The organism is Microbacterium sp. KHB019, assembly GCF_037285405.1.
Lineage (GTDB): Bacteria > Actinomycetota > Actinomycetes > Actinomycetales > Microbacteriaceae > Microbacterium.
The window spans coordinates 463,082-484,330 of sequence record NZ_JBBDHF010000001.1; the positions used below are offsets into that span (position 1 = coordinate 463,082).

15 protein-coding genes and 1 tRNA gene are annotated in these 21,249 nt (G+C 67.7%); 13 read left to right on the plus strand and 3 right to left on the minus strand.

Going from position 1 to position 21,249, the window contains the following annotated elements; translation table 11 throughout:
- Positions 1 to 2 precede the first annotated feature (2 nt).
- The 7 genes from trpC to pyk all read left to right on the plus strand — a co-directional run bounded on the left by trpC (position 3) and on the right by pyk (position 11,465).
- A complete protein-coding gene (gene trpC / locus KHB019_RS02300; RefSeq protein WP_337458391.1) occupies positions 3 to 800 on the plus strand; it encodes an indole-3-glycerol phosphate synthase TrpC in 798 nt (265 codons plus the stop codon).
- The gene (gene trpB, locus KHB019_RS02305) at positions 797 to 2,011 is read left to right on the plus strand and encodes a tryptophan synthase subunit beta (RefSeq protein ID WP_337458008.1); all 1,215 of its coding nucleotides are present in this window, start codon (positions 797 to 799) and stop codon (positions 2,009 to 2,011) included. Before trpC ends, trpB begins: the two co-directional genes overlap by 4 nt.
- Positions 2,008 to 2,811, plus strand: coding sequence for a tryptophan synthase subunit alpha (trpA, locus tag KHB019_RS02310; RefSeq protein ID WP_337458009.1), 804 nt, complete (start codon positions 2,008 to 2,010; stop codon positions 2,809 to 2,811). Before trpB ends, trpA begins: the two co-directional genes overlap by 4 nt.
- 10 nt (positions 2,812 to 2,821) lie before the next feature.
- Positions 2,822 to 3,823: a prolipoprotein diacylglyceryl transferase gene (gene lgt / locus KHB019_RS02315; protein ID WP_337458010.1), complete on the plus strand. Its 1,002-nt coding sequence runs from the start codon at positions 2,822 to 2,824 to the stop codon at positions 3,821 to 3,823.
- Positions 3,824 to 3,935: 112 nt separating this feature from the next.
- Positions 3,936 to 8,501 carry a glutamate synthase large subunit gene (gltB, locus tag KHB019_RS02320; RefSeq protein ID WP_337458011.1) on the plus strand — a complete coding sequence of 1,522 codons (4,566 nt, stop codon included), beginning with the start codon at positions 3,936 to 3,938 and terminating at the stop codon, positions 8,499 to 8,501.
- Complete coding sequence (locus KHB019_RS02325; protein WP_230103233.1) at positions 8,494 to 9,960, plus strand: glutamate synthase subunit beta; 1,467 nt, start codon at positions 8,494 to 8,496, stop codon at positions 9,958 to 9,960. The genes gltB and KHB019_RS02325 overlap by 8 nt, the downstream gene beginning before the upstream one ends.
- Positions 9,961 to 10,016: 56 nt before the next feature.
- Complete coding sequence (gene pyk / locus KHB019_RS02330) at positions 10,017 to 11,465, plus strand: pyruvate kinase (RefSeq protein WP_230103234.1); 1,449 nt, start codon at positions 10,017 to 10,019, stop codon at positions 11,463 to 11,465.
- A gap of 52 nt (positions 11,466 to 11,517) precedes the next feature.
- On the opposite strand, the gene KHB019_RS02335 is transcribed toward pyk, so the two are convergent.
- Together KHB019_RS02335 and KHB019_RS02340 are read right to left on the minus strand one after the other, a co-directional pair.
- Entirely contained in the window at positions 11,518 to 12,624 is a 1,107-nt protein-coding gene (locus KHB019_RS02335) for a magnesium and cobalt transport protein CorA (protein WP_325471529.1), read from the minus strand.
- A gap of 59 nt (positions 12,625 to 12,683) precedes the next feature.
- Positions 12,684 to 12,766, minus strand: a tRNA-Leu gene (locus KHB019_RS02340).
- Positions 12,767 to 12,861: 95 nt separating this feature from the next.
- On the opposite strand from KHB019_RS02340, the gene KHB019_RS02345 reads away from it, so the two are divergent.
- Positions 12,862 to 13,491: an ANTAR domain-containing response regulator gene (locus tag KHB019_RS02345; RefSeq protein ID WP_414684026.1), complete on the plus strand. Its 630-nt coding sequence runs from the start codon at positions 12,862 to 12,864 to the stop codon at positions 13,489 to 13,491.
- Positions 13,491 to 14,054: a GNAT family N-acetyltransferase gene (locus KHB019_RS02350; protein ID WP_337458392.1), complete on the plus strand. Its 564-nt coding sequence runs from the start codon at positions 13,491 to 13,493 to the stop codon at positions 14,052 to 14,054. The genes KHB019_RS02345 and KHB019_RS02350 overlap by 1 nt, the downstream gene beginning before the upstream one ends.
- Here the strand turns inward: KHB019_RS02350 and KHB019_RS02355 are convergent.
- Positions 14,035 to 14,439, minus strand: a complete 405-nt coding sequence (locus KHB019_RS02355) for a hotdog fold thioesterase (RefSeq protein ID WP_230103447.1) — start codon at positions 14,437 to 14,439, stop codon at positions 14,035 to 14,037. The genes KHB019_RS02350 and KHB019_RS02355 overlap by 20 nt on opposite strands.
- Before the next feature lie 60 nt (positions 14,440 to 14,499).
- Between KHB019_RS02355 and polA the strand changes: the two genes are divergently transcribed.
- The 4 genes from polA to KHB019_RS02375 are packed head-to-tail and all read left to right on the plus strand — an operon-like array spanning position 14,500 to position 21,216.
- Complete coding sequence (gene polA / locus KHB019_RS02360) at positions 14,500 to 17,133, plus strand: DNA polymerase I (RefSeq protein WP_337458012.1); 2,634 nt, start codon at positions 14,500 to 14,502, stop codon at positions 17,131 to 17,133.
- Positions 17,134 to 17,168: 35 nt separating this feature from the next.
- Positions 17,169 to 18,845 (plus strand): DUF885 domain-containing protein, encoded by a 1,677-nt coding sequence (locus tag KHB019_RS02365; RefSeq protein ID WP_230103237.1) that lies wholly within the window; start codon positions 17,169 to 17,171, stop codon positions 18,843 to 18,845.
- A gap of 2 nt (positions 18,846 to 18,847) precedes the next feature.
- The gene (locus KHB019_RS02370; RefSeq protein WP_230103238.1) at positions 18,848 to 19,873 is read left to right on the plus strand and encodes an LLM class flavin-dependent oxidoreductase; all 1,026 of its coding nucleotides are present in this window, start codon (positions 18,848 to 18,850) and stop codon (positions 19,871 to 19,873) included.
- Positions 19,870 to 21,216 carry an MFS transporter gene (locus KHB019_RS02375; RefSeq protein ID WP_337458013.1) on the plus strand — a complete coding sequence of 449 codons (1,347 nt, stop codon included), beginning with the start codon at positions 19,870 to 19,872 and terminating at the stop codon, positions 21,214 to 21,216. Before KHB019_RS02370 ends, KHB019_RS02375 begins: the two co-directional genes overlap by 4 nt.
- Positions 21,217 to 21,249 lie beyond the last annotated feature (33 nt).

Here is a 21,249-nt window from a genome sequence, read left to right on the forward strand (position 1 = left end):
TGGTGCTCGCCGACCTCACGGCCGGCGCAGTCGAGGACGCGGAACGTCGTGCACTCGCCCGGCCCCTGTCCGAGGTCGAGAAGGCGGCTGCGGCACGCCCGGCAGCACTCGACGTATCCGCCGCTCTCGCGCCGGCATCCCGTGTCAAGATCATCGCCGAGGTGAAGCGCGCGAGCCCGTCCCGCGGAGCGCTTGCCGAGATCCCCGATCCTGCGCGCCAGGCTGCGCTCTACGAGACGGGCGGAGCATCGGCGATCAGCGTCCTCACCGAGGAGCGCCGGTTCGGCGGATCGCTCGCAGACCTCGAGGCCGTGACGGAGCGCGTCGCGCTTCCCGTGCTCCGCAAGGACTTCATCGCCACCCCGTATCAGGTGCTCGAAGCCCGCGCCGCCGGCGCCGATCTGGCGCTGCTCATCGTCGCAGGGCTCGAGCCGAAGGTGCTCAGCGAACTGCACGGGCTGATCCTCGAGCTCGGCATGACGCCGCTCGTCGAGACCCACACCGCCGCCGAGCTCGACGTCGCGATCGACCTCGGCGCGACGCTGATCGGTGTGAACGCCAGGAACCTCTCGACCTTCGACCTCGACCGCGATCTGTTCGGCCGTCTCGTCGATCGCATCCCTTCAGGCGTCATCAAGGTCGCCGAGTCGGCCGTGCTCGTCCCCGAGGACGTCGCGCACTACCGCGAGGCCGGGGCCGACGTCGTACTGATCGGCGAGGCTCTCGTCACCGGCGACCCCGTCGCCACTCTGCAGAGCTTCCTCGCCGCGGGAGACTTCGAAGGGAGTCGTGCGCTGTGAGCCTGCGCGACCAACCAGGTCCGTTCTTCGGAGAGTTCGGCGGGCGGTACATGCCGGAATCCCTGATCGCGGCGATCGACGAACTCACCGTCGCCTACGAGCAGGCGATCGCCGACCCCGATTTCCGCGCAGAGCTGGCAGGCCTCCTCAGCTCGTACGCCGGCCGGCCGTCCGCCCTCACGGAGGTGCAGAGGTTCGCCGAGCACGCCGGGGGAGCGCGCGTGTTCCTCAAGCGCGAGGACCTCAACCACACCGGCAGCCACAAGATCAACAACGTCCTCGGGCAGGCTCTTCTGACCAAGCGACTCGGCAAGAGCAGAGTGATCGCAGAGACCGGCGCGGGGCAGCACGGCGTCGCCACCGCGACCGCAGCGGCGCTGTTCGGCCTCGAGTGCACGATCTACATGGGCGAGGTCGACACCGAGCGGCAAGCGCTCAACGTCGCCCGCATGCGTCTGCTCGGCGCGGAGGTCGTGCCGGTGACCACGGGTTCCCGCACGCTGAAGGACGCCATCAACGACGCGTACCGCGACTGGGTCGCGACCGTGGAGTCGACCAACTACATCTTCGGCACCGCTGCCGGTCCTCATCCGTTCCCTGCCATGGTGCGCGACTTCCAGAAGATCATCGGCGAAGAAGCGCGCCAGCAGCTTCTCGACGAGATCGGCCGACTGCCTGACGCCGTCGTGGCGTGCGTCGGCGGCGGCTCGAATGCGATCGGCATGTTCGATGCGTTCCTCGACGACGATACCGTGAAGCTGTACGGCGTGGAGGCAGCCGGCGACGGCGTCGACACCGGGAAGCACGCGGCATCCATCGAGCGAGGGCGTCCAGGCGTGCTGCACGGCTCGAAGACCTACGTCCTGCAGGACGAGGACGGCCAGACGATCGAATCCCACTCGATCTCCGCCGGACTCGACTACCCCGGCGTCGGACCCGAGCACTCCTGGCTCGCCGACATCGGCCGCGCCGAGTACATCCCGGCCACCGATGACGAGGCGATGCAGGCCCTGCGGCTGCTGAGCCGCACCGAGGGCATCATCCCGGCCATCGAGTCGGCGCACGCGCTGGCCGGCGCGTTGCGCCTGGGTCGGGAGATGGGTCCGGATGCCGTGATCGCCGTCTGCCTGTCGGGCCGCGGAGACAAGGACATGGACACCGCTGCGAAGTATTTCGACCTGTACGACGAAGGCGTGGAGGAGGCACGATGAGCCGCGTCGCCGCCGCGATCCAGAAGGCGAAGGATGCGGGACGCGGAGCGTTCATCGGATACCTGCCTGTCGGATTCCCCGATCTGGAGACGAGCATCCAGGCCGCGATCACGCTCGCCGAGAACGGTGTGGACGTCATCGAACTCGGGCCGCCCTACAGCGACCCGGTGATGGACGGCGTCGTCATCCAGCAGGCCACCCAGGCCGCGCTCGCGGGTGGCTTCAAGATGCGCGACCTCTTCACCGCGGTGGAGGCGATCACCGCGGCAACGGACGTTCCCGTCGTCGTGATGACGTACTGGAACCCCGTCATGCAGTACGGGGTCGATCGCTACGCGGATGACCTGCTCGCCGCCGGCGGCGCCGGCCTCATCACGCCCGACATCACCCCTGAGGCGGCCGAGGACTGGATCGCCGCCAGCGAGAGGACGGGCCTCGACCGCATCTTCCTCGCGGCTCCCACGTCGACGGACGAACGACTCGATCTCGTCGTCAAGTCGTCGACCGGCTTCGTCTACACCGTCTCCACGATGGGCATCACCGGCGAGCGTGCCTCACTCGACCAGGCTGCACGCAGCCTCGTCGCGCGGCTTCGCGAGCACGGGGCCGAGAACGCCTGCGTCGGCATCGGCATCTCCACCGCCGATCAGATCGCAGGCGTGGTGGACTACGCTGACGGCGCGATCGTCGGCACCGCTCTGGTCAGAGCTCTCGGCGACGGGGGCCTCGACGCCCTGGCCGAGGTCACCAGGAACCTCGCTGCAGGCACGCCGTCCGCAGTCCGCTCACACGAGAACTAGAATCGCACTCATGTCCCTCGCGCTCCACCCTGCACTCAGCGGCGTGCTCACCAGCATCCCGAGCCCTGACGTCAGCTACATCGACCTCGGCCCGCTGCGGATCCACTTCTACGCCCTGTGCATCATCGCCGGCATCATCGTCGCCACGCTGCTGACCAACCACCGCCTCACCAAGCGCGGTGCGGAGCCGTGGGTCGTCATCGACATCGCGATCCTCGCGGTGCCGCTCGCGATCATCGGTGCGCGCATCTTCCACGTGCTCACCCACCCGAACTTCTACTTCGGCGAGGGCAAGAACACCTGGAACCCGTTCGAGCCGGGCTCCGTCTGGGCGATCTGGGAGGGCGGCATCGCCATCTTCGGCGCCCTCCTCGGCGGCGCGGTCGGCGCGTACCTGGGCTGCAGATGGACCGGCATCCGGTTCTGGACATTCGCGGACGCGCTCGCCCCCGGCATCCTGCTCGCACAGGCCATGGGCCGCTTCGGCAACTGGTTCAACCACGAACTGTTCGGTCTGCCTACCGACCTGCCCTGGGGCCTGGAGATCGAGTCGGACAACGCCGCGTTCCCCCCGGGTCTCGCCGAGGGCACCCTGTTCCACCCGACGTTCCTGTACGAGGTCATCTGGAACGTGCTGGGCGTGCTGTTCATCCTGTGGATCGGCGCCCGCCTGAAGCTGCAGTGGGGCAAGCTCTTCGCCGTGTATCTCATCTGGTACAGCGCGGGGCGCATCGTGTGGGAGTCGATCCGCATCGACCCGAGCGAGATCATCCTGGGGCTGCGCAGCAACGTCTGGGCCGCCATCCTCGGCGTGGTAGTCGGTATCGTGATTATCATCGTCCAGACGCGACGTCACCTCGGCGTCGAGCCCAGCCCGTACATGCCGGGCCGCGGCCGGAAGGATGCCCCCGCTGATGTACAATCGCAGAACGATCTCGATGACTTCGTCGACGTGAGCGAGCCTCCCGCTGAAGTCACCGTCGGAGCCACCGCCACAAGCACTGCTCCCTAGAGCGAGGGCAGCTCCCGACAAGCACCTCCTCTTCGAGTGAGGAATCCACTGCACTGAACGAGCGGGCCGACGGCGTCCCCGGTGTCACCTGATTACCTGAGGGCGGTAATAGATGTACTTCCAGCCTCCTTACGGTGCCTCCGGCGCCTACCCCCCGAAGCAGGGTCTGTACAACCCGGCATTCGAGAAGGATGCCTGCGGCCTGGCCATGGTCGCCACCCTGCGTGGAACCGCAGGACACGACATCATCGCGCTGGCGCTCGAGGCGCTGCGCAACCTGGAGCACCGCGGTGCGATCGGCTCCGATGCCGGCACCGGAGACGGTGCGGGCATTCTCACCCAGATGCCGGACGCATTCCTTCGTGAGGTCACCGCCTTCGAACTGCCCGATGCCGGCGAGTACGCCGCCGGGCTCGCCTTCCTTCCGCTGCAGGCCTCTGAGCGCCGCAGCCAGAAGGCCGGCGTCGAGAGGATCGCGCGCGAAGAGGGCCTGGAGGTCCTCGGATGGCGCGTCGTCCCCACCGCGAACGAGAATCTCGGCAAGCTCGCCGATGAGGCCCGCCCCGCATTCGAGCAGCTCTTCGTCGCATCCCGCGCTGGGGAGCGCCTCTCCGGCATCGCGCTCGACCGCGTCGCCTACCGTCTGCGCAAGCGCGCCGGCCACGAGGTCGGCGCCTACTTCGTCTCGCTGTCCAGCCGCACGCTCGGCTACAAGGGCATGGTCACCACGCTCCAGCTCGAGCCGTTCTACCCCGACCTGCAGGACGAGCGATTCGCCTCCGAGCTCGCCGTCGTGCACTCGCGGTACTCGACCAACACGTTCCCGTCGTGGCCGCTAGCGCAGCCGCTGCGGATGCTCGCGCACAACGGCGAGATCAACACCGTCGGCGGCAACCGCAACTGGATGCGGGCACGTCAGTCGCAGCTCGAATCGGAGCTGCTCGGCGACATCCGTCCGCTTCTCCCGATCTGCACCCCCGGTGCGAGCGATTCGGCCTCGTTCGACGAGGTGCTCGAACTGCTTACCCTGACCGGACGCAGCCTGCCGCACGCGATCATGATGATGGTCCCCGAGGCATACGAGAAGCAGACCGACATCGACCCGGAGCTGCGCGCGTTCTACGAGTACCACTCCAATCAGATGGAGCCGTGGGACGGCCCTGCGGCGCTCATCTTCACAGACGGCACGCTCGTCGGTGCGACCCTCGACCGCAACGGGCTTCGCCCTGGACGGTGGACGGAGACCACGGACGGCCTCGTCGTCATCGGCTCGGAGACGGGTGTGCTGGAGTTCGAGCCGGAGCGCATCAAGCGCCGCGGTCGCCTTCAGCCGGGCAAGATGTTCCTCGTCGACACGGCGGCTGGTCGCATCGTGGAGGACGAGGAGATCAAGCAGGATCTCGCGCGCCTGCACCCCTGGCAGGAGTGGCTCGACGACGGCGCCGTGCGCCTGGCGGATCTGCCGGAGCGCGAGCACATCGTGCACCCGCCGGCATCCATCACCCGCCGTCAGCGGACCTTCGGGTACACCGAGGAGGAAGTCCGTCTGCTGCTGACCCCGATGGGGCAGACCGGCGTCGAACCGCTCGGCGCCATGGGCTCCGACACGCCGATCGCGGTGCTCAGCGAGCGCCCGCGGCTGCTGTTCGACTACTTCACGCAGCAGTTCGCCCAGGTGACGAACCCGCCCCTGGACTCCATCCGCGAAGAGGTCGTCACGAGCCTGCGTTCATCGCTGGGCCCTGAGCGGAATCTGCTGGCCTGGGGCCCGGACCACACCCGAACCGTCGCCGTCGATTTCCCCGTGATCGACAACGACGAGCTCGCCAAGATCCGCCACATCGACAAGGCGCTGGCCGGCCGTTCGGCTGTGACGATCAGCGGCCTCTACCACTTCGACGCCGGCGCCCACTCGATGCAGGAGCACCTCGAAGAGATGTGCGCAGAGGTGGATTCCGCGATCGACGGCGGCGCGGAGTTCATCATCCTGTCCGACCGCGACTCGAACAAGGACCTCGTCCCGATCCCGTCGCTGCTCATGGTCTCGGCCATCCACCACCACCTGATCCGCCGCGAGAACCGCATGAAGGTCGGTCTGCTCGTCGAGGCCGGCGACGTCCGCGAGGTGCACCATGTCGCGACGCTCATCGGCTACGGGGCCTCGGCCGTCAACCCGTACCTCGCGATGGAGACCGTGGAGCACCTCGTTCGCACCGGCTTCATCACGGGCGTCACGCCGGAGAAGGCCGTCCGCAATCTGATCTACGCGCTCGGCAAGGGCGTGCTGAAGATCATGTCGAAGATGGGCATCTCGACGGTGTCCTCCTACGCCGGCGCGCAGGTGTTCGAGGCGATCGGCCTCAGCCAGGAGTTCGTCGACGCGTACTTCACCGGTACGGAGACCAAGCTCGGCGGCATAGGCATCGAGGACGTGTTCGCCGAGAACCAGGCACGGCACGACTTCGCCTACCCGGAGGACGCGGCTGCTCGCGCACATGAGCGGCTATGGACCGGCGGCGAGTACCAGTGGCGCCGCGACGGCTCCCCGCACCTGTTCAACCCGGAGACCGTGTTCCGGCTGCAGCACTCCACGCGCAACCGCCGGTACGACATCTTCCGCGAATACACGAAGCTCGTCGACGATCAGGCTGCTGAGCTGAAGACACTGCGCGGGCTGTTCACGCTGCGCACCGGGGCGCGTCCTGCCGTACCGCTCGACGAGGTCGAGCCGGTCAGCTCGATCGTCAAGCGCTTCTCGACCGGCGCGATGAGCTACGGCTCGATCTCGCGCGAGGCCCACGAGACGCTCGCGATCGCGATGAACCGCATCGGCGGCAAGTCGAACACGGGGGAGGGCGGCGAGGACGTCGACCGTCTCCTCGACCCCGAGCGCCGCAGCGCGATCAAGCAGGTGGCCTCAGGCCGGTTCGGCGTCACGAGCCTGTACCTGACCGAATCCGACGACATCCAGATCAAGCTCGCGCAGGGCGCGAAGCCCGGAGAGGGCGGCCAGCTGCCGCCGACCAAGGTGTATCCCTGGGTCGCGCGGACCCGTCATGCGACGGCCGGCGTCGGTCTCATCTCGCCGCCGCCGCATCACGACATCTATTCGATCGAGGATCTCAAGCAGCTCATCTTCGACCTGAAGCGCGCGAACCCGAACGCCCGTATCCACACGAAGCTGGTCAGCCAGTCCGGCATCGGCGCGGTGTCGGCCGGTGTCGCGAAGGCGCTCAGCGACGTCATCCTCGTCTCGGGACACGACGGCGGCACCGGCGCGAGCCCGATGAACTCGCTCAAGCACGCCGGCACCCCGTGGGAACTCGGCCTGGCCGAGACGCAGCAGACGCTCATGCTCAACGGCATGCGCGACCGCGTCGTCGTCCAGGTCGACGGTCAGCTGAAGACCGGTCGCGACGTGATCATCGGTGCGCTGCTTGGAGCGGAGGAGTTCGGTTTCGCTACCGCTCCGCTGGTGGTCAGCGGCTGCATCATGATGCGCGTCTGCCACCTCGACACCTGCCCCGTCGGCGTCGCGACGCAGAACCCGGCCCTGCGGGAACGGTTCACCGGCAAGCCGGAGTTCGTCGTGAACTTCATGGAGTTCATCGCCGAGGAGGTGCGTGAGATCCTTGCCGAGCTCGGATTCCGATCGCTCGACGAGATCATCGGCCGCGCCGACCTCATCGAGGCGAACGCGGCGATCGAGCACTGGAAGGCCGACGGGCTCGACCTGGCGCCGATCCTCGAGGGTCCGGATTTCCCGGCATCCGAGCCTCGCCGCCACGGCCGCGAACAGGATCACGAGCTCGATGAGCACTTCGACGTGCAGCTCATCTCGATGGCGCAGGACGCGCTGAGGGAGCGGGCTCCCGTCATGATCGAGCTTCCGATCCGCAACACCGAGAGAGCCGTCGGCACAATGCTCGGCCACGAGGTCACCTCGCGCTTCGGCGCCGAGGGGCTCGCGCGAGAGACGATCGATGTCATCCTGCACGGCACGGCCGGGCAGTCCCTCGGGGCCTTCCTGCCCGCGGGCATCATGCTCCGCCTGGAGGGCGACGCGAACGACTACGTCGGCAAGGGGCTCTCCGGCGGTGATATCGTCGTGCGCCCGCACCGCGACTCGCACATGGCCCCGCATGAGAACGTCATCGCCGGCAATGTGATCGGCTACGGCGCCACGTCGGGCTCGATGTTCATCTCCGGTGTCGTCGGCGAGCGGTTCCTCGTGCGCAACTCCGGGGCGACGGCCGTCGTGGAGGGAGTGGGCGATCACGCGCTCGAGTACATGACCGGCGGCCTCGCCGTCATCCTCGGATCGACGGGACGCAACTTCGGAGCCGGCATGTCCGGGGGCATCGCCTACGTCCACGCGCTGTCGGCCGACAAGGTCAACCAGCAGTCCCGCGACAGCGGTGAGCTGCGACTGGAGACGCTGGACCGCGCGGATCTCGAGGTGCTGCGGAGCCTGCTGGCCGAGCACGTCGAGCGAACCGACTCGCCGCTCGCCACGGGCATGCTGGCGGACTTCGACACCGTCGCGGCCGAGTTCGTGAAGGTGCTGCCGCGAGACTTCGCGGCCGTTCAGACCATGCGCCAGGAGGCCGAGGCCTCCGGCATCGACCCGGACGGCGACGCCGTCTGGACCCGCATCCTGGAGGTGACCGGTGGCTGATCCCAAGGGCTTTCTGAAGGTGACCGAGCGCGAGCTGCCGGCTCGCCGCCCCGTCCCCGTCCGCATCATGGACTGGAAAGAGGTCTACGAGCCGGGCGACAAGAACGTGCTGCGCCGACAGGCCGGCCGCTGCATGGACTGCGGCGTGCCGTTCTGTCATCAGGGCTGCCCGCTCGGCAACCTGATCCCGGAGTGGAACGACCTGACCTGGCGCGGCGAAGACCGCTCGGCGATCGAGCGCCTCCATGCCACGAACAACTTCCCCGAGTTCACCGGGCGGCTCTGCCCTGCACCGTGCGAGAGCTCGTGCGTGCTGGGGATCAATCAGCCGGCCGTCACGATCAAGCAGGTCGAGGTGTCGATCATCGACGAGGCCTTCTCCCAGGGATGGGTGGAGGCGCAGCCTCCTGAGCGGCTCACCGGCAAGACCGTCGCCGTCGTCGGATCGGGCCCTGCCGGGCTCGCCGCCGCGCAGCAGCTCACTCGGGCGGGGCACACGGTCGCCGTGTTCGAGCGCGACGACCGGATCGGCGGTCTGCTGCGCTACGGAATCCCTGACTTCAAGATGGAGAAGAGCCACCTCGAGGCGCGCCTGCGTCAGATGCAGGAGGAGGGCACCCGCTTCCGCGCCGGCGTCGAGATCGGCAAGGACATCAGCTGGGCAGATCTGCGCGCACGCTACGACGCGGTCGTCCTCGCCACCGGTTCGACAGTCCCGCGCGACCTGCCGATCCCCGGCCGCCACCTGGACGGCGTGCACTTCGCGATGGAGTACCTCGTCGAATCCAACAAGGCCGTCGCGGGGGACTCCGTCCCGAACCAGATCACCGCACAGGGCAAGCACGTCATCGTGATCGGCGGTGGCGACACCGGAGCGGACTGCATCGGCACCGCACACCGTCACGGCGCACTGAGCGTCACAAACCTCGCGATCGGCAAGCAGCCTGGCCTCGACCGCCCGGAGCACCAGCCGTGGCCCATGATGCCGACCGTCTTCGAGGTGCAGTCCGCGCACGAAGAGGGCGGGGAGCGCCACTACCTGGCATCCACCGTCGAGTTCCTCGCGAACGAGGCCGGAGAAGTGCGCGCGCTGCGCGTCGCCGAGACCGAGTACGTCGACGGCCGCCGCGTCCCCAAGAGCGGCACGGAGCGTGAGATCCCCGCCGACCTGGTCCTCATCGCCATGGGCTTCACAGGTCCGGAGACCGACAGCTTCGCAGCGGATGTCCGTCCCGAGACCGCTGATCGCGGTGCGTTCCTGCGCGATGACTCGTACGAGTCCACCGTCCCCGGCGTGTTCGTCGCCGGGGATGCCGGACGCGGGCAGTCGCTCATCGTGTGGGCGATCGCGGAGGGCAGGGCGGCCGCAGCGGGCGTCGATCGCTATCTGATGGGGACGACGGTGCTGCCGGCGCCGGTCGCCCCGTCCGATGTCGCAATCGGTCTGCAGCCCGCGTAGGCTGGCGACGGCACTGTCGCCATAAAATTCCCCCACCTCTTACCCTGGAGATTCTGTTGAGACGCGCGAAAATCGTCGCCACCCTGGGCCCGGCAACCTCGAGTTACGAGAACGTCCGAGCCATCATCGAAGCGGGGGTCGACGTCGCTCGACTGAACCTCAGCCACGGTGACTACTCCGTCCACGATGCCAACTACGCGAACGTCCGCCGCGCTGCGGACGACGCGGGGCGCGCGGTCGCCGTGCTCGTCGACCTGCAAGGGCCGAAGATCCGGCTGGGCAAGTTCGAGGCCGGCCCGTACGAACTCGCCGAGGGCGACATCTTCAAGATCACCACCGAGGACATCATCGGCAACCGCGAGATCTGCGGCACGACCTTCAAGGGCCTTCCTCAGGACGTGAAGCCCGGTGACTTCCTGCTGATCGACGACGGCAAGGTCCGCGTCGAGGTCGTCGAGACCGATGGCACCGTCGTGACGACCAAGGTGATCGTCGCCGGCGCCGTGTCCAACAACAAGGGCATCAACCTGCCGGGCGTCGCCGTGAACGTGCCCGCACTGAGCGAGAAGGACGAGTCGGATCTGCGCTGGGGCCTTCGCACCGGTGCCGACATCATCGCGCTGTCGTTCGTGCGCAACGCAGCCGACGTCGATCGCGTCCACGAGATCATGGCCGAAGAAGGTGTCAAGGTCCCCGTCATCGCCAAGATCGAGAAGCCGCAGGCCGTCGACGCGCTCGAGGAGATCGTCGACGCCTTCGATGGCATCATGGTCGCTCGCGGCGACCTCGGCGTCGAACTGCCGCTCGAGGCCGTGCCGATCGTGCAGAAGCGCGCCGTCGAGCTGGCCCGTCGAAACGCCAAGCCGGTCATCGTCGCCACGCAGATGCTCGAATCGATGATCTCCAGCCCGGTCCCGACGCGGGCTGAGACCTCGGACGTCGCCAACGCCGTCCTCGACGGTGCAGACGCCGTGATGCTCTCGGGCGAGACGAGCGTGGGCGACTACCCGATCGTCGTCGTCGAGACGATGGCCAGGATCGTCGAGTCAACGGAGGAGCACGGGCTGGAGCGCATCGCGCCCCTCACCAGCAAGCCGCGCACTCAGGGGGGTGCGATCACGCTCGCCGCTCTCGAGGTCGCGGAGTTCGTCGACGCGAAGTTCCTCTGCGTGTTCACGCAGTCCGGCGACTCCGCTCGCCGCCTGTCGCGCCTGCGCTCGCGCATCCCGATGATCGCGTTCACGCCGGAGCCCAGCATCCGTCGGCGCATGGCGCTGACGTGGGGCATCCGCTCGACCCTCGTCGAGATGGTTCAGCACACCGACCTCATGTACCACCAGGTCGACGAGTACCTGCTCGGCAACGGTCTCGCCGCCGAAGGGGACAAGGTCGTCGTGATCTCCGGTTCCCCTCCCGGAATCGTCGGATCCACGAACGACATCCGCGTCCACAAGGTCGGGGATGCCGTGAACGGAGCGGCGCCGATCTACAAGGCCGGCGCGTAAGAGCTGCCCCCTTACCGAAGAAGGACCGTCCCACCGGGGCGGTCCTTCTTCGTCACATCCACTTCTGGCGTTTGAAGATCACATAGAGCACGAGCGCGAACACGATCATCGCGCCGACGGCCAGCGGATAGCCGAAGGCCCAGTGGAGCTCGGGCATGTTGTCGAAGTTCATGCCGTAGATCGCGCCGATCAGCGTCGGGGCGAAGAGGATCGCGGCCCAGCCGGAGATCTTCTTCATGTCCTCGTTCTGACGCTGAGCGACCAGCGTGCCGTTGACGGTGAGGATCTGCGAGAGCGAGTCACGGAGTTCTCCGACCCGCGTGTCCGCCCTGCTGAGATGGTCGGCGACGTCCTGCAGGTACGACTGGAGCGCGTCGGGGATGTCGTAGCGGTGGAAGCCCGCACGGAGCGCCGCCAGCACCTCTGTGAGCCCGGACGTCGCCTGCTGGAGGTCGATGACCTCCTGACTGAGTCGGTAGATGCGCTCGGTCACCGACGCGTCGCCGCTGAACACTTGACGCTCGATCTGCTCCCGGTCGATCTCGAGACCGCGGAGGACGGGGGAGTAGCCGTCGACGATCGCGTCGAGGAGTCGATAGACGATCGCCTCGGGCCCGTGCTGCAGCAGTCGCTCATCGTCGAGGAGCGTCCGATCCCCGCGGTCCGCGGCGCCGGAGGCGTCATCGGCGTCGACGCCGTCGATCCATCGGCCGTCCTGACAGAAGACCGCGACCGCTCGCGGTCGCACGAGGATGTGGAACTCGGCGAAATCGACGTCCTCAGCGGCATCGACGTACCACGCGGAGCGGACGACGAGGAAGAGAGCGTCGTCGTAGCGTTCGAGTTTCGGGCGCTGACCTGCGTGCAGGAGGTCCTCGACGACGAGCGGATGGAGGTTCCAGGTGCTTGCGAGCTCGGCGATGTCCTCCGGCGACGGCTTGGGATAGAGCAGCAGCGCCGTCCGCCCCTCGCCCGCGTCCGTGAAAGTCATGGTGTCCGCGACGCTCGTGTCGCGCGGCGCCAGCACCAGATGTCCGTCGTCGACGTATCGCGTGCGGCGCGTGGCGCCGAACGCAGTGTCGGACTCCGTCGCCCAGCGGCGGCGGAAGACCCCGCCGCGTCTGGCGTGCACCTCGTCGCGTCCAAGCGGCTGCACCATGGCGGTTCCCTTCCCTATGCGGAAGGGCCGCCCGTTTGCCGGACGGCCCTTCCGCGATGTGCCGGCGGTGGGACTCGAACCCACACGTCCTTTCGGACAAAGCATTTTGAGTGCTCCGCGTCTACCATTCCGCCACGCCGGCGCGGTGGTCGCGCCTTCGACTTTAGCGCAGCGCACCGTGCCCTCCCGTCCACACCTGGGGCGGATGCGGCGGGCTGCGAGCCGCCGTCCCCTAGAATGGAACCTGTGACCGAGCAAGAACTGTCTGAGCAGCCCACGGCATCCGCCCCGCGACGCGTCGTCGTCGCCGAAGACGAATCGCTGATCCGACTCGACATCGTCGAGATCCTGCGCGACAACGGCTTCGACGTGGTCGGCGAAGCAGGTGACGGTGAGACGGCGGTCGCCCTCGCAACCGAACTGCGACCCGACCTCGTCATCATGGACGTCAAGATGCCGCAGCTCGACGGCATCAGCGCCGCTGAGCGCCTGCACAAGGCGAACATCGCACCCGTCGTCCTCCTCACCGCCTTCAGCCAGAAGGAGCTCGTCGAGCGTGCCAGCGAGGCCGGCGCTCTGGCGTACGTCGTGAAGCCCTTCACGCCGAACGACCTGCTGCCCGCCATCGAGATCGCCCTCGCCCGCCACGAGCAGATCATCACGCTCGAGGCCGAGGTCGCCGACATGGTCGAGCGCTTCGAGACGCGCAAGCTCGTCGATCGGGCCAAGGGTCTGCTCAACGAGAAGATGGGACTGTCGGAGCCCGAGGCGTTCCGCTGGATCCAGAAGGCGTCGATGGACCGCCGACTGACGATGCAGGACGTCGCCAAGGCCATCATCGAGCAGCTGGCACCGAAGAAGTCCTGATCGAGTTCGGAACGGACGTCCGGCTCCGTCCGCTCGAAGCGCACGACGGGGAGGCTCTCGCCGCGGCGTTCGCCCGCAACCGCGCGCATCTCGCGCCGTGGGATCCAGAGCGGGACGAGTCGTTCTTCAGCGAGCGCGAGCAGCGGCGACTGATCGTCGCACTGCTGGCGGATCGGGATGCCGGACGCAGCGACCCGTTCGTCCTCATCCGCGCGGACGACGACGCGATCGTCGGCCGCGTGAACCTCAGCAACATCGTTCGCGGCGCGTTCCACAGCGCCGACCTCGGCTACTGGATCGACTCAGCCCTGGCCGGTCACGGTCTGATGACCAGAGCGGTCGCGGCGGTCGTCGAGCACGCGGCGTCCGCGTTGGAGCTGCACCGCCTGCAGGCCTCGACGCTGCTTCACAACGCCGCATCGCAGCGGGTGCTCGCGGCGAACGGCTTCGAACGCATCGGCATGGCACCTGCGTATCTGCGGATCGCGGGGGAGTGGCAGGACCACTACCTCTTCCAGCGGATCCTCACTCGAGACGGACTCGTCAGGCCGGCAGCGGTCTGATCATGTTCGTGATCCGGATCGTCGAGCAGCGCCTGCCCTGATCGTCGCTCACGACGATCTCATGCACCATCATGCTGCGTCCGAGGTGGATCGGTGTGCACACGCCCGTGACGATGCCCGATGTCGCCGAACGGGTGTGCGTGGCGTTGATGTCGACGCCGACGGCGAGCTTCCCCGGGCCGGCGGCGAGGTTCGCCGACATCGAGCCGAGGGACTCGCCCAGCACGACGTACGCGCCGCCGTGCAGCAGCCCGACCGGCTGCGTGTTGCCTTCGACGGGCATCGTGGCGACGCTGCGCTCGATCGAGAACTCCGTGAACTCGATGCCCATCTTCTCGGCAAGGGCCCCCATGCCGCGCTGCGTGGCCCACTCCAGTCCGGTCATCCGGGTCTCGGTCACGGATCCTCCTCAGCGGGTGTCTGCCGTCCTCGTTAGGCTGTCAGAGTGACGGACTCCGCAAAGCCTACCCTCATGGTCGTCGACGGCCATTCGCTCGCATACCGGGCGTTCTTCGCTCTTCCGGTCGAGAATTTCACGACCAAGGACAACCAGCACACGAACGCCATCTACGGGTTCCTGTCGATGCTCGTGAACCTCATCAAGGCAGAGCAGCCGACGCACATGGCGATCGCCTTCGATACGTCACGGCACTCCTTCCGTACCGACGAGTACCCCGAGTACAAGGCGACCCGCTCCGAGACCCCGCAGGAGTTCCGCGGGCAGATCCCGCTGCTGCAGGACTGCCTCGCCGCGATGTCGATCCCGGTGCTGACGAAGGAGGGCATCGAGGCTGACGACATCCTCGCAACGCTCGCCAAGCAGGGGTCGGAGCAGGGTTTCGACGTGCTCGTCGTCTCGGGCGACCGAGACACCATCCAGCTCGTCAACGACGAGGTGACGCTGCTCTACCCGTCCGTGCAGGGCGTCTCGCAGCTGAAGCGCTACGACCCGACGACCGTGCAGGAGCGCTACGGCGTCCGCCCGGAGCAGTATCCGGACATCGCAGCACTGGTCGGCGAGACCAGCGACAACCTTCCCGGCGTTCCGAAGGTGGGTGAGAAGACCGCGGTCAAGTGGCTCACGCAGTTCGGGTCGCTCGATGAGCTTCTCGATCGCGCGGAGGAGATCAAGGGCGTCGTCGGCGGCAACCTCCGCGATCACATGGACGACGTGCGCCGCAACCGCAAGCTAAACCGCCTCCTCACGGACGTCGAGCTGCCCGTCGCCCCGGCCGACCTCGTCGTGGTTCCGGCCGATGTGCAGGCGATCCGCGACATCTTCGCCCGTCTCGAGTTCCGCACCCTCCTCCCACGCGTGTTCGACGCCGTCGGCACCGGCGAGGATCCCGCCGAGTCAGAGCCCGCTGTCGCTCTGCCCAGTCCCGTCGAAGCCGACGTGACCGCCCTCGTCGCCTGGCTGCAGGCACAGCAGGGCGAACTGGCGGTGACCGTCGTCACGAACGGCGGCCTCGCCACTCGGGTCGGTGTCGCGAGCCTCTCCGAACTGCGCGAGACGAACTGGTCCGACGACGCAGCCGACGCGCTCCGGCCCTGGCTCGAATCGGATGCCGCGAAGGTGTTCAACGACGCCAAACCGCAGGTGAAGGCACTGCTGCGCGCGGGGATCCGCCTCGGCGGGCTCGCCTACGACACGCTGCTGGCCGGCTGGCTGCTGCGCCCGAGCCTCCCCGACAAGACGCTCTCGCACCTGGTCGAGCGCTATCTCGGCGAGAAGCTCCCGGTCGCAGATCCGACACAGCTCGTCCCCGAGACCGACGGCGCGACGCCGTCGCAGGAGGCGTGGTTCACGCTTCGCACCGCCGCCGCACTCCGCGAGGACGTGCCAGAGTCGGTGGCATCCGTCCTCCTCGACATCGAACTGCCGACACTGCTGACCCTCGCCGACATGGAGATGGCCGGCGTCGCCGTCTCCCACGACGTCCTCTCGACCTTCTCCGGCGAACTCGCGACGCGCACAGATGGCCTCGCGACCGAAGCGTTCGCGCTGGTGGGCCGCGAGTTCAACCTCGGGTCGCCGAAGCAGCTGCAGGAGGTGCTGTTCGAGGATCTGCAACTGCCCAAGACACGCAAGACCAAGACCGGCTACTCGACGGATGCCGCTGTCCTCGCCGACCTGCAGGAGAGCCACCCGCATCCCTTCCTTGACCTGCTGTTGCAGCACCGCGAGGCGACGAAGCTCCGGCAGATCATCGAGACCCTGGACACCGCGATCAAGGATGACAGCCGCATCCACACGACGTACGTGCAGACCGGCAGCCAGACCGGACGCCTGTCCAGCACAGATCCGAACCTGCAGAACATCCCGGTGCGCACCGAGGAGTCGCGTCGCATCCGCAGCGCCTTCGAGGTCGGCGAGGGGTACGAGACTCTGCTGACGGCCGACTACTCGCAGATCGAGATGCGCATCATGGCGCATCTCTCAGGAGATGAGGGGTTGATCGAGGCGTTCAACAGCGGTGAAGACCTGCACCGCTTCGTCGGCGCCCGTGTCTTCGGCGTCGAGCCGGCCGACGTCACATCGGCGATGCGCACCAAGGTCAAGGCCATGTCGTACGGCCTGGTCTACGGGCTGAGCGCATTCGGCCTGTCCAAGCAGCTGCGAATCGAGCAGTCCGAGGCGAAGCAGCTCATGGTCGAGTACTTCGCGCGGTTCGGAGCCGTGCGCGACTATCTGCGCGCGTCGGTGATGAAGGCGAAGGAAGACGGGTACACCGAGACGATCTTCGGTCGTCGTCGGCCGTTCCCCGACCTGTCCAGCCCGAACAGGGTGCTGCGCGAGAACGCCGAGCGCGCCGCGCTCAACGCACCCATCCAGGGCAGCGCGGCCGACGTCATGAAGATCGCCCTGTTCCGCATCCACGCCGACCTGCGCGCCGCGGACATGCGCTCGCGCGCCCTGCTGCAGATCCACGACGAACTCGTCGTGGAGGTCGCACCGGGCGAGTGGGATGCCGCCGAGCAGATCGTCCGGTCTCAGATGGCGGGCGCCGCGGACCTGACCGTCCCGCTCGATGTTCAGGTGGGCCGTGGCCGCGATTGGAACGAGGCGGCCCACTAGACGTTGCGAGCCGGCGCGGCGCTACGCTGAACTTCATGACGCAAACCCCGCGCACACCCACAGCCATCGACAAGGTCGCTGACAAGTGGGTCGACACCCTCGCAGACCTCGACCCGACTCTCGGCACCTATATCGGCCGCGACGAGGGGAACGACCGCTACGGCGACCTCAGCCCCGAAGGGCACGAGCGCTACATCGCCGCCGTGCGGCAGACCCGCGATGAGCTTGCCGCGCTCAACCCGTCCGACCCCATCGACGAGGTCACGAAGACCGATCTGCTGAGCGAGCTCGACCTCGAGCTGGAGTTCGACGACGCGCAATGGCACCTGCGCGATCTGAACGTGATCGCCTCCGCAGCCCAGGACGTCCGTCAGGTCTACGATCTGATGCCCACGGCGACAGCCGATGACTGGGAGACGATCGCCAAGCGCCTCGCGGCGGTCCCTGCTGCTCTGCGCGGCTACGCGGCAACGCTCCGTCAGGGCATCGACAGCGGCGTGGTCCCTGCCCGGCGGCAGGTCGTCGAAGTCGCGGGTCAGATCGTCCGCTACACCGCGGATGACGGATTCTTCGCCTCCTTCGTCGCCGATGCCGCACCGGCCGAGGGCGGGCTTCCCGCATCCCTCGCCCGTGATCTCGCCGACAGCGCGTCGGCCGCCCGCGTCGCCTACGACGAGCTGCGCGACTTCCTCGTCGGAACACTGGCACCAGCGGCATCCGACGTCGACGCGGTAGGTCGCGACGTCTACGCACTGCATTCCCGGCGGTTCCTCGGAGCGAAGATCGACCTCGACGAGACGTACGAGTGGGGTCGAGAAGAGCTCGCACGCATGGTCGCAGAGCAGACCGCGATCGCGAACGAGATTCTGCCCGGATCCACCGTCGAGGAGGCCGTCGCTCATCTGGAGGCCGACCCGTCGCGCAAGCTGCACGGCACCGAGGCGCTCCAGAAGTGGATGCAGGAGACCAGCGACCGGGCCGTCGCCGAGCTCGCAGCGACGCACTTCGACATCCCCGAGAAGATCCGCACGATCGAGTGCATGATCGCTCCCACGCAGGAGGGCGGCATCTACTACACCGGCCCGACAGACGACTTCTCGCGTCCAGGGCGCATGTGGTGGTCCGTGCCGGAGGGCGTGACCGAGTTCGACACCTGGCGCGAGCTGACGACGGTCTATCACGAGGGCGTCCCGGGCCATCACCTGCAGATCGCGCAGGCGGTGTACAACCGTGCGGAGCTCAACTCCTGGCGGCGTCTGCTCGCCGGAACCTCGGGTCACGCAGAGGGCTGGGCCCTGTACGCCGAGCGGCTGATGCAGCAGCTCGGATACCTCGACGACCCGGCGGATCGCCTCGGCATGCTCGACGGCCAGCGCATGCGAGCCGCTCGCGTCGTGCTCGACATCGGCGTTCACCTCGGCAAGGCCCGGCCTGACGGGGACGGCATCTGGGAGGCCGACTACGCTCTCGACTTCATGCGCCAGAACGTGAACATGTCGGATGAGTTCGTGCAGTTCGAGGTCAATCGATACCTCGGCTGGCCCGGACAGGCGCCGTCGTACAAGGTCGGCCAGCGGATCTGGGAGCAGGTCCGCGATGCGTACCAGGCCGAGCAGGGCGACGGATTCGACATCAAGAGCTTCCACAAGCGCGCGCTCGACATGGGCGGTGTCGGGCTGGACACTCTGCGCACGGCTCTGCTGAAGAAGTAGGCATGGACATCGAGTTCGGTCTCGACACGTTCGGCGACATCACCCGTGACGCTGACGGGCAGCTGCTGACGGCCGCGCAGACGATCCGGAACATCGTCGCACAAGCGGAACTGGCGGACAGCGTTGGCGTGGACTTCTTCGGAGTGGGGGAGCACCACCGCACCGAGTTCGCCGTGTCGGCGCCCGAGATGGTCCTCGCCGCGATCGCATCGAAAACGCAGCGCATCCGTCTCGGAACAGCGGTGACGGTGCTCTCCTCGGATGATCCGGTCCGCGTGTTCGAGCGTTTCGCGACGCTGGATGCCGTGTCATCCGGTCGTGCGGAGGTCGTGCTCGGTCGCGGTTCGTTCATCGAGTCCTTCCCGCTGTTCGGATTCGACCTGCGCGACTACGAGGCGTTGTTCGAGGAGAAGCTCGAGCTGTTCGTCGAGCTTCTGAAGGAGCAGCCGGTAATCTGGTCGGGCACGATGCGGCCGAGCTTGGAGGGGGCGGACGTGTTCCCGAAGACCGAGAACGGTCTTCGCACATGGGTGGGTGTGGGCGGCAGTCCGGAGTCGGTCGTCCGCGTGGCCCGGCACGGACTGGGGCTCATGCTCGCGATCATCGGCGGCCCAGCGGCGCGCTTCAAGCCGTTCGTGGATCTCTACCATCGCTCGGTCACGACATTCGGGACGACGGAGCATCCGATCGCCGTCCATTCGCCCGGCCATATCGCTGCAACCGACGAAGAGGCGTGGGAGGCCGCGTACCCGGGGTTCGAGTCGATGAACAGCACCATCGGCAAGGAGCGCGGGTGGCCGCCGTACAGTCGCGCCCGGTTCCAGAACGACGTCGGCGAGGCGGGGGCGATCTACTCCGGTTCGCCCGAGCGCGTCGCGGAGAAGATCGCGGGCACGATCCGCACGCTCGGGATCGGCCGCTTCGACCTCAAGTACGCGACCGGCACACTCGGCCATGATCAGATGATGCGCAGCATCGAGCTGTACGGCACCGAGGTCATCCCGCGCGTGCGAGAGCTGCTCGCATGACCGAGGCCGTGCCGAGCCGGGCGACGCTCGCACACCGGCTCGATGACCTGCCGTTCACCCGCCGCCACCTGCGCCTGCTCACCGGCTCCGGCCTCGGTTGGGCCCTGGACGCCATGGACGTCGGGCTCATCTCGTTCATCCTCGCAGCGCTCGCCCAGCACTGGGACATCACGAAGACCGAAAGCGGCTGGATCGCATCGGTCGGCTTCATCGGCATGGCGCTCGGGGCGAGTCTCGGCGGACTGTTGGCAGACCGGTTCGGGCGTCGTCAGGTGTTCGCGATCACCCTGCTCGTCTATGGCCTCGCGACCGGCGCGAGCGCCCTGGCCGGCGGCGTGGCGATTCTGCTGGTGCTGCGCTTCTTCGTCGGACTGGGCCTCGGCGCCGAGCTGCCCGTCGCATCGACGTACGTAAGCGAGTTCGCACCGGCCAGGATCCGCGGCCGCTTGATCGTGATCCTCGAGGCGTTCTGGGCGGTGGGCTGGACGGCTGCCGCACTGATCGGCTATTTCGTCATCCCGGCATCCGCCGACGGCTGGCGCTGGGCTTTCGCGCTCGGCGCGGTCCCGGCGCTCTACGCTCTGATCGTGCGCTGGGGCCTGCCGGAATCGCCGCGCTGGCTCGCCTCGCGCGGCAAGTTCGCAGAGGCGGAGCGGATCGTCGCGAAGTTCGAGGCCGACGCCGGCGTCGTGGCGAGCCCGGCACCGCGTTCCGGACCGACCAGGGTGATCGCCGCGTCGGCGGCGGCACGGCTCAGCACGCTGTGGTCCACCGAGTTCCGCGTGCGCACGCTGTGCATCTGGCTGGTCTGGTTCTGCGTGAACTTCGCCTACTACGGCGCCTTCATCTGGATCCCGAGCATCCTCGTCGATGCCGGGTACGACCTCGTCCGCTCCTTCGGGTTCACGCTCATCATCACGCTGGCGCAGCTTCCCGGCTACGCGGTCGCGGCCTGGCTCATCGAGGTGTGGGGGAGGCGGGCGACCTTGTCCGTCTTCCTCGTCGGGTCGGCCGTGTCCGCCATCCTCTTCGGAACGGCGAGCGGCGAAGCCGCAATCATCGGCTCCGGCATGGCGCTGTCGTTCTTCAATCTCGGAGCCTGGGGTGCGCTGTACGCTGTGACGCCGGAGATCTATCCGACGTCGCTGCGCGGCACCGGGTCAGGCTGGGCGGCAGGCGTCGGCCGGATCGCGTCGATCGTGGCGCCACTGCTCGTTCCCTCGTTGCTCGTCGCCGGGGGAGCGCCGCTGCTCTTCGTCGTGTTCGCCGCGTTCTTCGTGGTCGCAGCGCTTGCAGCATGGGGACTCGTCGATCGCCGTGGACAGGCGCTCGACGACCGGTGACGCGCGGCCCCCCGGACGGGAATAGGCTGGCTG